At 65.9% G+C, this 15120-nt stretch carries 12 protein-coding genes; 5 read left to right on the top strand and 7 right to left on the bottom strand.

The features are described from left to right. Together PT282_RS06020 and PT282_RS06015 are read right to left on the bottom strand one after the other, a co-directional pair. The gene (locus tag PT282_RS06020; RefSeq protein WP_277168628.1) at positions 1–768 is read right to left on the bottom strand and encodes an ABC transporter permease; all 768 of its coding nucleotides are present in this window, start codon (positions 766–768) and stop codon (positions 1–3) included. Next, positions 768–1934, bottom strand: a complete 1167-nt coding sequence (locus PT282_RS06015) for an ABC transporter ATP-binding protein (protein ID WP_277168627.1) — start codon at positions 1932–1934, stop codon at positions 768–770. The genes PT282_RS06020 and PT282_RS06015 overlap by 1 nt, the downstream gene beginning before the upstream one ends. Positions 1935–2360: 426 nt before the next feature. Between PT282_RS06015 and PT282_RS06010 the strand changes: the two genes are divergently transcribed. Continuing rightward, complete coding sequence (locus PT282_RS06010; RefSeq protein ID WP_277168626.1) at positions 2361–5243, top strand: ATP-binding cassette domain-containing protein; 2883 nt, start codon at positions 2361–2363, stop codon at positions 5241–5243. Between the two features lie 205 nt (positions 5244–5448). On the opposite strand, the gene PT282_RS06005 is transcribed toward PT282_RS06010, so the two are convergent. Continuing rightward, positions 5449–6864, bottom strand: coding sequence for an FAD-dependent oxidoreductase (locus PT282_RS06005; RefSeq protein WP_277168625.1), 1416 nt, complete (start codon positions 6862–6864; stop codon positions 5449–5451). 658 nt (positions 6865–7522) lie between these two features. On the opposite strand from PT282_RS06005, the gene PT282_RS06000 reads away from it, so the two are divergent. Next, complete coding sequence (locus PT282_RS06000; RefSeq protein WP_277168624.1) at positions 7523–8464, top strand: CrcB family protein; 942 nt, start codon at positions 7523–7525, stop codon at positions 8462–8464. Between the two features lie 248 nt (positions 8465–8712). After that, positions 8713–9600: an SPFH domain-containing protein gene (locus tag PT282_RS05995; protein ID WP_277168623.1), complete on the top strand. Its 888-nt coding sequence runs from the start codon at positions 8713–8715 to the stop codon at positions 9598–9600. Positions 9601–9745: 145 nt separating this feature from the next. On the opposite strand, the gene PT282_RS05990 is transcribed toward PT282_RS05995, so the two are convergent. Together PT282_RS05990 and murI are read right to left on the bottom strand one after the other, a co-directional pair. Beyond that, a complete protein-coding gene (locus PT282_RS05990; RefSeq protein WP_277168622.1) occupies positions 9746–10591 on the bottom strand; it encodes a patatin family protein in 846 nt (281 codons plus the stop codon). 196 nt (positions 10592–10787) lie between these two features. Further along, positions 10788–11564, bottom strand: a complete 777-nt coding sequence (gene murI / locus PT282_RS05985; RefSeq protein WP_277168621.1) for a glutamate racemase — start codon at positions 11562–11564, stop codon at positions 10788–10790. Positions 11565–11817: 253 nt separating this feature from the next. On the opposite strand from murI, the gene dapF reads away from it, so the two are divergent. Further along, positions 11818–12723, top strand: coding sequence for a diaminopimelate epimerase (dapF, locus tag PT282_RS05980; RefSeq protein ID WP_277168620.1), 906 nt, complete (start codon positions 11818–11820; stop codon positions 12721–12723). Between the two features lie 144 nt (positions 12724–12867). On the opposite strand, the gene PT282_RS05975 is transcribed toward dapF, so the two are convergent. After that, entirely contained in the window at positions 12868–13593 is a 726-nt protein-coding gene (locus PT282_RS05975; protein WP_277168619.1) for a vitamin K epoxide reductase family protein, read from the bottom strand. 74 nt (positions 13594–13667) lie between these two features. On the opposite strand from PT282_RS05975, the gene PT282_RS05970 reads away from it, so the two are divergent. Continuing rightward, complete coding sequence (locus tag PT282_RS05970; RefSeq protein WP_374114149.1) at positions 13668–14543, top strand: PHP domain-containing protein; 876 nt, start codon at positions 13668–13670, stop codon at positions 14541–14543. 149 nt (positions 14544–14692) lie between these two features. Here PT282_RS05970 and PT282_RS05965 read toward each other — a convergent pair whose 3' ends face one another. Further along, the gene (locus PT282_RS05965; RefSeq protein WP_277168617.1) at positions 14693–14917 is read right to left on the bottom strand and encodes a DUF3107 domain-containing protein; all 225 of its coding nucleotides are present in this window, start codon (positions 14915–14917) and stop codon (positions 14693–14695) included. Between the last annotated feature and the right edge of the window lie 203 nt (positions 14918–15120).

The raw sequence follows: 15120 nt of genomic DNA, 5'->3' as shown, positions 1-15120 counted from the left end.
TCACCGGTCCGTCTTGGCCTGCCTGCGGAATCCGATGAACACCAACAGCGCCAATACTACGCTCACCGCCACGATGATGCCGGTGGGCTTGGCGATGTCGGCGACGCTCGCGCCCTTGAGACTGACGCGTTCGATGGCGTTCAGCGTCCAGTAGACCGGCGAGAGCTTGGCGACGGGCTTGGCCCAGCCGGGGAAGGTGCTCACGGGGGTGATGGCCCCGCCGACGCAGGCGGCGAACATGCCGATGAGCACGGAGATGGAGATGGCCGTCATCTGCGAGTTGGAGAAGAGGGTGATGGCGACGCCGAAGAGGGTGACCATCACCAGGAACACCGCCGCGGTCAGTGCCAGCGCCCACACGTCGCCGTGGATGCGGTAGCCGTCGATGGGCACCGCCGCCGCCACGACGATGACGAACTGGAAGACCTCCATTAAGAGGGCCACGATGATCTTGCCGGTCACCACCTGCCCGATCGGCGTCGATGAGGTGCGCAGGCGGTCCCAGGTGCCCCATTTGTGCTCGTCGAAGAACATGCCCACGATGAACTGGACGGTGAAGAAGGCGAAGAGGATGGCGAAGGCGGGCACCGCCAGCTCGGTGCCGTTGACGTTGCGGTAGCCCTCGGCCAGCAGGGTGTTTCTCATGCCCGGCACCATGAACGGGGTGAGCATGATCGGCACGGCGGTGTCGATGAGGAAGGCCGCGGGGTCATGGGCCTGCAGCATGAGGTTCAGGCGCGTCACCGCGCCGATTCGTTTGAGTGACATCAGTTGTTCTCCTTGGTGGTGTTGTCGGCGATACGATTCGTGGTGGCGGTCTGCGTCGTAACTGTGCCGTTTGAGTCGTTTACGGTTCTGTTGGCGACATCGTCGTTGGGTGCGAAACCGGCTCCGGCACCATCGTGGATTTCGAAACCGGCGGGGTTAGTGGGCCCGGCGCCCATGGTGATGGTATTCGCCTGAGTCGTGACGCCGTGCATGCCTTTGCTGTCAGGCTCGTTGATGATGTGGTGGTAGGCGTTCTCAAGGCTGGCCCGAGTGACTTTCACGTCCGACAGCCTCAGGCCAAGACGGTTGGAGACGGTTGTCAGCTGGGCGAGCGCCTCGCCGGGGCCGCTCTTTCCATACCGACGTTCCAGGTGGGCGCCAGCCACTGTCCAACCGGGTATGTCTGGTTGTGTGCCACCTTCGAACGTCGCCTCGATCACCGCTTCGGCGTGCCGGGCGATGACCTCGCGCTGCGTGCCGCGTTCGACGATCCGCCCGCCGTCGAGGAAGGCGAGGTCGGCGCCGAGCCGCTCGAACTCGTCGAGGTAGTGGCTGGTGTAGACCACGGCGGTGCCTTGCGCGGCGATCGCCCTGACCGCCTCGAGGATTCTGGCCCTGGCGTCCACGTCCGCGCCGACGGTCGGTTCGTCGAGGAAGATCAGTCGCGGCTGGTGCACCAGCGCGATGGCGGTATGCAGGCGGCGCTGCTGGCCGCCGGAAAGCCGCGAGGCCTTCTGCCCGGCCTGCCGCTCAAGCGAGAAGACCGCGAGCAGCTCCTCGGCACGGGCGTGGGCCCGCTTGCCGCCCAGCCCCTGCAGCATGCCGAAGCTCACGAGGTTCTCCATCGCGCTCAGCTGCGGGTAGAGCCCCAGTTGCTGCGGGGCCAGTCCGACCACGCGCCCGAGCTCGCCGGACCTTGACCGCCCGACATCGACGCCGCAGACCAGCGCCCGCCCCGAGCTCTGCCGGCTCAGGCCGGTCAGGATCGAGATGAGCGTCGACTTGCCGGCGCCGTTGCGTCCGAGCAACCCGAGCATCGAGCCGTAGGGCAGCGACAGGTCGATGCCCTTGAGCACCTGGTGGTCGCCGAATGATTTCCGTACGTTCTGGCAGTCGATCGCGAGGCTCTGTGTGTCCCCGCCCTGCCTGGTGTTAACAATGTTCACATAGAGGATGTTAACACTGTTCACAACGAGGGTGCTTCTGTTCGCTCACGGCGATAATCGACCAGATGTGTGAACGCCGTTGCGCTCGCCATATGAAGGAGAATCGCGTCACCGCGTCGAAAAGCAGCAATCACGCCTTCTTTCTCTGCTTTTCGACGCAGGGAAGTGTGTGATTGCGTCGAAAAGCAGACTGCAACGGTGATTTCTCTGCTTTTCAACGCGATTGGGCATGGTCCTGCGACGGAAAGCACGGATTGGGGTGCTTTTAGTCGCATTTACGGTTGTCGATGGTCGCACCCGCGGTTGTCGATGGTCGCCGCGGCCGCTTGGACGCCGATGGCGAACCGGGCCGTGCGTCGGGGTAGAGTGGCAGAACGAAGCGGCGTGCAGCGAGGGCACGCGCACACAAGAGGCAGTGGGGATTCCGTGCTACAGATCAACGACATCAGCAAGCAATACCAGACCGGCGATTTCGTCCAGAAGGCGCTCGACCACGTGAGCCTGACCCTGCGCGACAACGAGTTCGTCGCCATCCTGGGCCCGTCCGGCTCCGGCAAGACCACACTGCTGAACATCATCGGCGGGCTCGACCGCTACGACGAGGGCGACCTGGTGATCAACGGCACCTCGACCCGGCAGTACAAGGACCGCGACTGGGACTCATACCGCAACCACACGGTCGGCTTCGTCTTCCAGAGCTACAACCTGATCCCGCACCAGACCATCCTCTCCAACGTGGAGTTGGCTCTGACGATTTCCGGCGTCAAGCGCAAGGACCGCCGCAGGCGCGCCGAGGAGGCCCTGCGGAAGGTCGGTCTGGGCGAGCATGTGAACAAGCTGCCGAACCAGCTTTCCGGCGGCCAGATGCAGCGCGTCGCCATCGCCCGCGCCCTGGTCAACGATCCGAGCATCGTGCTGGCCGACGAGCCCACCGGCGCCCTCGACTCCGAGACTTCCGTGCAGATCATGGACCTGCTGAAGGAGGTGGCGAAGGACCGCCTGGTCGTCATGGTCACCCACAACCCGGAGCTGGCCCACCAGTACGCCACGCGCATCGTCGAGCTCAAGGACGGCGTGATCCAGGGCGACTCGAAGCCGGTGCGGCCCGAGGAGACCGCCGACGAGAAGCCCGCCGTCCACCGCACGATGGGCAAGGCCTCGATGTCTTTCGCCACCGCCGTGGCCCTGAGCTTCAACAACCTCAAAAGCAAGAAGGCTCGCACGGTGCTCACCTCCTTCGCCGGCTCGATCGGCATCATCGGCATCGCGCTGATCCTCTCCGTCTCCACCGGCGTCAACCGCTACATCGCCGACATCCAGAAGGAGACGCTGACCTCGTACCCCATCGAGATCAACGAGCAGACCTTCGACATGAACAAGATCATGGACACCGCCCAGGCCAACGCCGACTCCAAGAAAAGCGACAAGGGCCAGTCGCGCCATGCCATCTACCCCGACGATTCCAGCGTCAAGGGCGCCGCGTCGATGACCTCGGGCATCACCAGCAACAACCTGAGCCCCTTCAAGCAGTACCTCGACAAGCCGGGCAACGAGGTGCGCCAACACGTCGGCGACGTGGGCATCCAGTATTCCTACGCGCCGAAGTTCTCGGTGTTCACCCACGACACCAAGGGCACGCTCGTCGACGTCGACGGCGTGAAGGTCGGCGGCGCGCAGGGCATGCAGAGCGCGGCCACCAACATAGCCGGGCTCAGCTCCTCCGGCGACATCTCGAGCCTGCAGTCCAAGCAGATGTCGATGCTCACCGGCAAGACCGACAAGAACAAGGCGCCCGAGGCCTTCGCCGAGATCATGCCCGGCGAGCACGCCGACAGGCAGCCCATCAGCTCGGTGATTCGCGACAACTACCAGATGGTCAAGGGCCACTGGCCGAAGTCCGCCGACCAGGTGGTGCTGGTGCTCGACAAGAACAACGAGATGCCGCTCACCCAGGTCTACGAGCTCGGCCTCAAACCCAGCGCCGACTACAACGACATGATGAACCGGCTCAACAGCGGCCAGAAGGTGAGCACCGACAGCAAGCGCATCGACTACGCCAAGGCTATGGACCAGCAGCTGACCCTGCTGCCCTCCAGCGACCAGTACGTGCAGGGCGCCGACGGGCACTTCAAGTACGTGGGCGACGACGCCGACCAGGTCGGCAAGCTCATGGACTCCCCGGCCGCGGTGAAGCTCAAGGTCGTCGGCGTCATCCGCGCCGACTCCGGGGCCAAGACCACGCCGCTCGCCCCCGGCATCGGCTACACGCGCATGCTCACCGACCAGCTGATCGACCACGCGAAATCCAGCGCCGTCGTGGCCGCGCAGAAGGCCGACCGCAGCCACAACATCCTCAACGGCATGACCTTCGCGCCTTCCGACGACGCGACGAAGGCCGCCAACGCCAAGGCGTACGTCGCCTCGCTGCCAGTCTCCCAGCAGGCGAGCATGGCCAAGAACCTGATGACCCAGGCGCCGGGCGGCATGGGCGCGGCCAGTGCCGACCAGTCCGCCGAGGTCACCCAGCAGCGCGGAGCGGCGGCGGCAGCTGCCGGCAACGCGGCGGTGGCCAGCAATCCGCAGGAGGCCATCTCGGGCATGGGCGAGCAGCAGGTGGCGCAGGCTTTCAGCAACTACCTCGCCACGGCTCCCGAGAACGTGCTCGTCTCGATCTACAACCAGTACGTCTCCACCGGCACCTACAACGGCAACCTCGCCGACTTCGGCGTCATCGGCCGCGACGCCCCGAGCTCCATCAAGATCTACGCCGACAGCTTCGAGGCGAAGAACAGCATCGAGGACGCCATCAAGCGCTACAACGACGGCGCCAAGAAGAAGGACCGCATCGTCTACACCGACTACGCGGGCCTGATGATGAACTCGGTGACCACCATCATCAACGTCATCACCTACGTGCTGATCGCCTTCGTGGCGGTCTCGCTGGTGGTCTCCTCGATCATGATCGGCATCATCACCTACATCTCGGTGCTCGAGCGCACCAAGGAGATCGGCATCCTGCGCGCGATGGGTGCCTCCAAGCACAACGTCTCCACGGTCTTCAACGCCGAGACGGGCATCATAGGCCTGTGCGCGGGCGTCATCGGCATCGTGGTCACGCTCATCCTGATCGTGCCGGGCAACGCGGTGATGCACCACTTCATGGGCACTGACCAGGTCAATGCCGCGCTGCCACTCACGGGGGCCATCGTGCTCATCGTCCTGTCGGTGGTGCTGACGTTGATCGGCGGGCTCATCCCCTCGCGCAAGGCCGCCAAGCAGGACCCGGCCACCGCGCTGCGCACCGAGTAGCCCGGCCGGCCGCGATGCCTATGCAGAGATAATCACGAAAACGGGCCGTTTTCTGTGAGTATCTCTGCAGCCCGCGCGGATTCGCAGAGATACTCACGTTATGCGCCCGGATTCTGTGATTATCTCCGCACCAAAGGCCAGGCCCCGCCGGCAAGTCGAATCTTGCGGACGGGGCCGAATGCTTCGTCGGGATCGCGCCGGCGGACTAGCGCTTGCCGGTCTGGAGCTCGCCGTCGCGCTGGGCGACCGCGGTCATCGCCAGCGAGCTGACGAAGTTGATCGGCTGGGTGAAGTTCGGCTGGAAGAGCATATCGGTGCCGGCGAGGTCGTCGATGGTGAACTTCGCCTGGATGGCCACGGAGATGAGGTCGGCGGCCAGGGAGATGTCGTGCCGGGCGGCGAACTGCGCGCCGAGGATCCGGTTGGTCTTCTTCTCCCAGATGAGCTTGGCCGTCACCGGGGTGGTGGTGAGCATGAAGTCGGGGCGGTAGTCCTCCACGATCGTGGCGCAGTCGGCGTCGATGTGGCGGCGCCTGGCGAGGTCCTCGGTGATGCCGCTCGAGGCCATCGACAGGTCGTAGAGCTGCACGCCGCTGGTCGCCTGGGTGCCGGCGTAGGCCACCGTCGGCCGCTCGATGTTCTTGCCGATGATCGACGCCTCGCGGATTGCGTTGCTGGCCAGGGGCCGGTACTCGTCGGAATCGGTGGGGTTGAAGCGCACCGTGGCACTGTCGCCCGCCGCGAAGACGTAGTCGAGCACGTCGTTGTCGGGGGTGGAGGCGCGCATGTACTCGTCGACGATGATGGCGCCGTAGCCCAGGGTGCGCACCTGCGAGGAGACCAGGCTGGTCTGCGGCACGAAGCCGACGCCCACGATCGCCATGTCGGCGGTGTATTCGCCCAGTTCGGTGACCACGGTGATGCCGTGGCCGTCCACCCCGTCGCTGCCCACGTCGGAGCGGAAGGCGACTACCTTCTGGCCCATCGCCAGCGTCACGTCATGGTCCCTGAAGGCCTGCTCGGCCTGGTCGGTGACGGACTTGTCGAAGTTGTTATCGAGCACATGCGGCAGCGCGTCGATGAGCGTGGTCTTGATGCCGCGGGTGCTCAGCTGCTCGGCGAGCTCGGAGCCCACGTAGCCGGCGCCCACCACGATCACCGACTTGATGTCCTCGGTGCGCTTGACGATGCGCTGCGCGTCGGCGTAGTCCTTGCACAGCGTCGCGCGGCCGCCCTCGAGCTCCTCGCTGAGCCCCTGGATGGAGGGCTTGGCGGGGGAGGAACCGGTGGTGATGACCAGCTTGTCGAAGCGGTAGGCGCTCTCCTCGCCGCTGGCCAGGTCGGTGGCCTTGAGCGACTTGCCGCGCACGTCGACGCTGTCGACCCGGGTGCGCATGTGCATGGTGGCGCCCATCTCCTCGAGCTTGGCCGGCGAGGAGTAGAACATGCGCTTCGGGTCGCTGACGTGGCCGCCGGCCCACAGGGCGATGGCGCAGGAAAGGAAGGAGATGTTGTCGTTCTTCTCGAAGACGTCGACCTTCCAGTCCGGATGTTCACGAAGGATCGAGGTCGTCGCGTACGTGCCCGCATGCGTGCAACCGATGACTGCAACCGTGGTCATAAATGCCTCCCCCTATCGTCTCGCCGACTTGGCGATGCCGATGCTGTTTCTGATTGGAAATATTACATACGGCTATCGACGGCAATGATACGTCAACGAATATCCGTCAAACGTTTTAATTATGGATTGAATATATGGTGTGAAGCGATATGCGCGGGTATCGCTCGGTTTCCCTCCGGATTTCATCGGCTCGGAACGGCGCTATTGCGACGAAAGCGGACATTTCCGTCCGTCTACGTTGCGAGGTGGGTGGCGGCGATATGCGTTTGATACGATTTGCCGTCCGGTCCGTTTTGCCGCTTGCCTTGAGGCTGCCAAGCAAAGGTTCACGTGTTTGACGTGACCGTGTCGGCCTGTCGGGGATACAGCTTGACTGGTGTAGACGCGGTAGGCGATGTCAGTGTTTGCGGATTGACTGGTGTCGGTCCGCCATGTGGCGGTCTGACATGCGGTGGTCCGGCTGGTGCCGGTCCGTCATCCATCGCCGTGCCACATGTCGGTTCGTCAACCGGCCATCCTCGTTCATCGCCATCCGCCGCTCATTGTCCATCTCGCGCGAATATGGGGGCCGCCCGGCCCCGGGGCGCGCCCGCGAGATAGATTGGAGGGGAATCGCGCCGCGCGGTCACGCATCCACGGCGCATGGAAGGAAGCTGCCATGAAGTCGGAATCCCGGACTGGTCTCACGCTGGCCGCGCTCCTGTTGCTCGCCGGGGCGTGCGGATCGCTGGTCCGCCTGTCCCTGGGTGCCCTGCAGCCCTCCGACGCCGCATGGCCGTGGATGACGATGGCGATCAACCTCACCGGAGCGGCGCTGCTCGGCTGCCTGACCGCCTACATGGCCGCGCTGGGTCCGGACGTCGGTCGATGGCGGACTGTCAGGCTCGCCCTGGGCACCGGCCTGATCGGCGGCTACACCACCTACAGCACCTTCATGCTCGAGGCCGCTCAACGCCTGCTGGCCGGCTCGACCGGCGTGGCCGTGGGCTACCTGGCCGCGAGCATCGTGCCGGGAACGCTGTGCGCGCTGCTGGGGCTGGCGCTGGGCGGAAAGCTGGGCCGTTGGCGCGCCGGCCGTGTGGTCGCCGCGTTCCCAGGCGATTCCGGGCGATCCTCCAGCGCTCAGGAACGCTCGCCGGACCACAGGCCCCTGCTGCGCGTGGCCGTGCCGCTGGTGGCGGTCGTGGCCGTCATCGCGCTCGCCGCCGACGCCGGCCACTGGCGCGGCCAGGCCGTGGCCCTGCTGCTGCTCGCCTCCCTGTGCGGCGGGTGCGGGGCGTTCCTGCGCTACCTCGTCGACGCCCGGGTCAACGCCCGCGTCCGGCTGCCGTTGCCCTGCGGCACCATCGTCGTCAATGTCACCGCCTGCCTGCTGATGGGCTTGGTGGCCGGCTGGTGCGGCGCGCACGCCGGCATGGAGACGCCGCGCTACTTGCTCGCCTCCGGTCTGCTCGGTGGCTACTCCACCTTCAGCACCGCCAGCCTCGAGTCCGCCAGGCTCGCGGCTAAGCGCCGTCCCGCCCTGCTTGTGGCGCACACGCTGGGCATGGCGGTGGCGGGCCTGGCCGCCGTGATGGCGGGGCTGCTGGTCTGGCACTGAGCCCGTCGGCAGGTTCGCCGCCGGTCCGTCTGCAGGTTCGTCAGCAGGCTTGCCGGCCGGTTCGAATCCAGGCATATGGCACCGGCACCGGCAAGCGTCCACCGTTATTCATTCATGAGGGGACATGCGCATCCGTACTGGTAGCATGGTGCTCAAAGCCTTCGGCATTCCCGTCTCCGATGTCGGGCAACGGCCCCCGTTGACGGGCCGTTTCGAGCGAAGGCGCCGACAGGCAGGAGAATAAAGCAATGGCAATCCTTGTGGTGATCCTCATCATCATCGTCGCGCTGGTGATTGCGGGGCTGTTCGTCGTCCCGCAGCAGCAGGCCTACGTCATCGAGCGGTTCGGCAAGTTCCTCATCGTGCAGTTCGCGGGCATCCACGTCAAGATCCCCGTGGTCGACCGCATCGCCACCAAGACCAACATGCGCGTCAACCAGCTCAACGTCAAGCTCGAGACCAAAACGCTCGACAACGTCTTCGTCACCGTCGTGGCCTCCACCCAGTTCCGCGTCGACCCGGCCAACGTGGCCACCGCCTACTATGAGCTGCGCGACCCGGCAGGCCAGCTGCGCAGCTACGTCGAGGACGCTCTGCGCAGCGCCATCCCCGCGCTTTCGCTCGACGACGCCTTCGCCAAGAAGGACGACATCGCCGCCGACGTGCAGAAGACCGTGGGCGTGGAGATGTCGCGCTTCGGCTTCACCGTGGTCAAGACCCTGATCACCGCCATCGACCCGAGCCCGGCAATGAAGACCGCCATGGACTCCATCAACGCCGCCCAGCGCGAGAAGGAGGCCACCCGCCAGCGCGCCGAGGCCCAGCGCATCCAGATCGAGACGCAGGCCACCGCCGACGCCGAGAAGACCCGCCTGCAGGGCGAGGGCCAGGCCAACTACCGCCGTGAGATCGCCAACGGCATCGTCGACCAGATCAAGAGCCTCAAGGGTGTGGGCATGAACATCAACGAGGTCAACAACGTCGTGCTCTTCAACCAGTACCTCGACGTGATGCGCTCGCTCAGCGAGTCCGGCAACGCCAAGACCGTCGTGCTGCCGGCCTCCACTCCCGGCGGCTACCAGCAGCTCTTCGAGGAGGTCACCAAGGCGATGATCGCCTCCAACGAAAGCAAGTAGGCTTCCGTCCGGCCCGCCTCAATACGCAATTGCGCCATAAATGAGCCACTGACTGCTACTCAGTGGCTCATTTATGGCGCAATTCGAAATAAGGCTCCGGTGGGTGGGCCGGCGACCCGTGGCCCAGCTACCGGTGGCCGGTTGGTCAGCCGGCGATGAAGTCGGAGACGGCCTCGGCGGCGGCGAGCCCCTTGCGGTACATCTCCTCCAGTCCCTCGGCGTTCTTGCTCAGCGTGTCCAGCCCGCACAGGTCGTCGGGGGCGAGGATGAGCACCTTGCCTTCCTCCGCCATCCGCTCGGCCACTTGCATCTCCTCGTTGTAGGTGCGGTAGCGGTTCTTCAGCCGTTCCGCTGCGGCGGGGTAGGAGCGCCTCAGGATCGCGGCGGGCGCGGCGTCGCGCTTGGCCTCGCGCACGAAATCACGCTCGTGGGTCAGGATCAGCACGATGCGGTCGTAGCCCTCCCGCTCGGCCAGCGCCACCGGGATGGGGTCGGCGATGCCACCGTCGAAATAGGGCACGCCGTCGACCATATAGGGTTTGCAGGCCACCGGCACCGCGCTCGAGGCCTTCATGACGTCATAGTTGTCCTGGCTCACGTCGGACTTGCCGAAATACTTCGCGTGCCCGTTGCGCGCGTCCGCCGCGACGACGGTGAAGTCGGTGGGCGAGGCCGCGAAGGCCGGGTAGTCCACCGGGTACTCGCCGTCCGAGTTGGAGAGCGTGCCGTAGATGTAGTCGAGGTTGGCGAAATTGCGCGACTTGATGAAGTTCTGGGCGCTCGCGTATTCCGGGCGGAAGGCGTACTGTGTGTAGAACTTGTAGGTGCGTCCGCGCTGCCCGGCGATGTAAGAGACCATGTTCGCGCTGCCCGCGGAGACGCCGTAGCACTTGTCGAATGCGATGCCGTCGTCCATGAGCCTGTCCATCACGCCAGCGCCGAAGATGGAGCGGTAGCCCCCGCCGACGTCGATCAAAGCGGTCCGTGTCATTGCTGCCCCTTTCCCGCGTGCGGTTGCTGCGTGCGCGCGGATTGCGTTTTCCTTCTCAGGAGCTTACGCCGCGTCGCACGACATCGGCGCCGTATCAGCCGTTGGTGAGAACCTGGGAGAGGGCACCCGTGCGAGGAGAGGCGTGGCCGCCCGCATCACCGGGTCCGGCATCCGTCCGCCGCCCCGTCCGCGGCGTTCAGCCGTTGAGCAGCTGCGTCGCCAGATCGGCCATGGCCCGGCTGGGATCGGAATTATGCAGCTCGACGCCACCCTCGGAGCCGGCGGGCGCCAGAGCGTCGTGGCCAGCCAGTAGGTCGCGCAGATGGCGGATGGTGCCCGCGTTGCCGTCGATGATGGCGGTGGAGCCGGGCAGCAGCTGCCGGAAATAGTCGCGGTAGAAGACGAAATGCGTGCAGCCGAGCACCACCGAGTCGATGGTGGCGAGGTCGTATTCGTCGAAATAGCCGTGCAGGGCGCGCATCACCAGGTCGCGCTCGCCGAGCTTGCCGTGCTCCACGATCTCGACCAGGTCGGGGCAGGGCTGCCGGTAGATGACGTTCGTGGCGTCGAAGCGGTCCATCAGCTCCCCGAACTTCCGCTCGCGCAGGGTCAGCGCCGTGGCCGCGACGATGACGTGCTGCGGCTTGCCCTCGCCCCTGTCGCAGGCGGGTTTCAGCGCCGGCTCCATGCCGACGATCGGCAGGTCGTAGGTGGCCCTCAGCTGCTTGCCCGCGGCCGAGGAGGCGGTGTTGCAGGCGATGACGATGGCCTTGGCGCCCATGGTGACGAACCGGTCGACGATATCGAAGGAGAGGCGGCGCACCTCCTCGCTCGATTTGACCCCGTAGGGCGCGTTGGCGGAGTCGCCGAAATAGACCACCCGTTCGTCCGGCATCTGCCGGCGCAGCTCGCGCACCACCGACAGGCCGCCGAGCCCGGAATCGAAGACGCCGATGGGTGCATTGGATGTCATGCGCGTTCTCCTGCCGTTTGCTCGCTTGGTGCATGGGGTGTGGGTCGGCCCGAAGGTCAGCACCAGAATACCTCTCCGGCTTTCGCGACGGGCATACGCCACGGCGAACATCCACAAGAGCGGCAAACCGGTCGGGCAGCCGTGGCTTCCGGCATGTGCGGATGTCCGGTCCTGCCGTTCGGTGCCGTTCGCGCGTCTTTCATTGAGCGGATGGGCGGCGCCGTGAGCGGCGCGCGGGGCTAGACTGGAGCACATGACTTTGCCACGAACCGTCTATAAAGAGCATGCCACCGGCAACGACTTCATCACCTACATCGACCGCACGGGCGCCTTCGAGCCCGACGCCCGGCAGGTGCGCGAGATATGCGACCGGCATTTCGGCATCGGCGCCGACGGGCTCATCCGCCTGGCCCATCCCCGCGACGTCAACGACCTGAGCGAGGCGCAGGTGCGCGCATGCGAGGCCGGCGGCGCGCAGTGGTTCATGGACTACCGCAACGCCGACGGCAGCCTGGCCGAGATGTGCGGCAACGGCACCCGGGCGATCACCCTGCTCGCCCAACGCGCCGGCCTGGCCGAACCAGCCGGCGGCGAGGCGTTCGCGCTGGGCACCCGGGCGGGCGTGAAGACCATCAGGCCGCTGGGCGACCTCGAGCCTTATGGCCGCGACGTCTTCGAGGTGAGCCTGGGGCAGTGGAAGCGAGGCGAGCGGGACGCCTATGTCGTTTCGATTCCCGGCGTCGACGGCACGGCCAAGGGCACCTTCGTCGACATGGGCAATCCGCATGTCGTCTCCGTGCTGGAGGACGGGACGGCGGCGCTGCCCGCCCTTGAGGACTTGGATCTGAACGTCACCCCGGTGGTGAGCCCCGCGCTCGCCTCGGGCCAGAACGCCGAGTTCGTGCGCGTCGACCATCTCGACGCCGCCGCCGGCCATGGCGAGGCCACCATGCGCGTCAACGAGCGCGGCTGCGGCGAGACGCTCTCCTGTGGCACGGGGCTCTGCGCCACGGCCATCACCCTGCGTGCCAAGACCGGCGTCGACCATTGGCGCATCCGCGTGCGCGGCGGACTGCTGCGCGTCGACGTCGGCGAGCGCGACGTGCGCCTGACCGGTTCGGCGACGATCGTGGCGAAGGTCGAGCTGCAGGGGCGCTAGGTCGTGGCCGGCTGCATGGGAAACATGGCCAAAGCATCACCAAGTCGCAGCCGGACCACGGGCCGAGGCATGACTGCGCATAACAAAAGCGGCGCCACGCGAGGCTAAAAGCCAGGCATGGCGCCGCTTGCGACGGCCGAACCGTCAGGCGAAGATCGCGGAACCCTCGTTGACGAAGATGAGGGCGATGACGGCGAGGATCCAGACCACGTCGACCATCAGGTCGTAGCGCATGCGGTAATAGGTGTTGAGCCTCTTGGCGTTGCGCGGGATGTGCTGGACGGTCACCGTGGCGTGCGAAAGCGACATGAACATGAAGGTCGTGGCGAACATCATGGTCATGCACCACGGGCACAGGGCGCGGATGACGAACATCGACTGGGTGAAGAGCCAGTAGGCGTAGCACAGCGCGGCGATGCTGCCGAGCCAGGCGCACAGGTTGAACCAGCGCGGCAGCTTGCTGCCGGTCAGTCCGATCACCGCGATGGTGATGAACACGCTGTAGGCGGCGATGCCGAAGAAGGCGTTCGGGAAGCTCAGCCCGCCGAACTTGATGATCTCGGCCTGCCAGGACTCGGCCACGGTGGAGCAGGAGAGCACGGAGTTGACGTCGCAGCCCAGCGCCTTGTTGGGGTTGCGGGCGAGTTTCAGGGTGTCGGCGGCGAGCATGAGCGAGGCGAAGAGACCCACGGCCGCGGCGATGAGCATGATCAGGTAGTTCCATGTGTTGCTGTGGAAGAATCCGGTCGGCTTGCGGTCCTGCGCGAGCCGTTCCTCCAGGCTCGCCTGCAGCGCGGCGTTCTGCTCCGGGTTCTGCGGCTCCTGCGCCTGCAGACTGTTGACGGCATCGATACTGTGCTTGTTCGCCATTGTTACCTCTCCGACTTTCTGTTCAATGCGGCAGCGCCCGGGCACTGACTAGGATGGGAGGCATGATTCGACATATGCCGCATGAAGATCATGGCCCCGCCCATGGCTGGGATTTACACTGCCACACAGTATACTCCGATGGTACCAAAACCCCTGCAGAAATGATAGCCTCCGCCGTCGCGTCGGGCCTGCACGGACTGGCGATCACCGACCACGACACCACCGCGGGCTGGGCGGACGCGGCAGCGGCGGCACGGCGGGCGGGGCTGCCGATCCTGCGCGGCACCGAGATCACGGCCGCCGACGGCGACATCTCCGTGCATATGCTCGCCTACCAATACGATCCGGACAACACCGCGATCACCGAGCTCTTCCGCGCCACCAGGGCCGCCCGGCTCGAGCGCGCCAAACGCATGGTCGCCCGCCTTTCCGAGGACTTCCCGATCGACTGGCACAGCGTGCTGCGGCAGGCCAAGCAGGGCGAGAAGACCACGGTGGGCCGGCCGCACATGGCCGACGCGCTGGTGGAGGCCGGAGTCTACGCCACCCGTTCCGAGGCCTTCGCCGGCGTCATCTCAGGAGCGAGCAAATACTACATCCCCACGCCCTCGCCCAGCACCGACGAGGTGGTGCGCACGGTGCGCGAGGCCGGCGGCGTGAGCGTCATCGCCCATCCCGGCGACCGTGGCCGCAACACGACCCTGCTCGGCGACGGGCGGATCAGGGCGTTGGCCGGCGAGGGGCTGGGCGGTCTCGAGGTGTGGCATCGCGGCAACGCCGACGACCAGCGCCGCCGCCTGCTCGGCCTCGCCGACGAGCTCGGGTTGCTGGTCACCGGCGGCTCCGACTGGCACGGCGCGGGCAAGCCGAACCGCCTCGGCGAGAACCTCACCGGCGACGCCACCGTGCGGGAGATCGTCGCCCGGGGCGCGATCGAGGTGGTCGGCTGAGCCGGTTTCGAGGCATGGAAAAGCGGGCCGTGCGACACTTCTATCAGAGGTCGCACGGCCCGCTTTCGTGTTCAGGTCTCATCCGCCGTCATCCCGCGTGGTGCCGATGCCAGCTACGAAGCCGGCCGGCAGGGGAGCGGCGGCCGGCTTCAGAGCGCGCCGAAGCCCACCGCGTGCTTGGTCTCGGAGCCGACCATGGCATAGCCCAGGGCGCCGGCCGGCACGATAATGTGGCGGCCCTTGTCGTCGATGAGGTTGATCGGCTCGCCCTTGCCCATGGCCTGGCCGATGGCGTCGCTCACCGCCTCAGCGCTGTCGTCGGTGGTGAAATGCACGGGGCGGGCCACATTCTGAATGCCGAGTTCGACGTCCATTGATTGCCTCTTTCTTGTTGGATTGGTTATAGGTCTTATTGTGCACGCCGCGGCGCCATTGCGCTGGTGGCGAGGCGTGGCGGAGTGCTCGATGGCGCCGTGGCGTCAGGAACAGGATGCCGTTGGTTACGCCTTGTCGTCGGACGAGGCAGCATCATCATCGGTATCGGCGTTGTCATCGTCGTCATCGGTGTCGCTGCCAG

The organism is Bifidobacterium sp. ESL0763 (genome assembly GCF_029433395.1).
GTDB lineage: Bacteria > Actinomycetota > Actinomycetes > Actinomycetales > Bifidobacteriaceae > Bifidobacterium.
The sequence above is the reverse complement of the archived record's forward strand: the minus strand, read 5'-3'. Positions and strand labels throughout refer to the sequence as shown.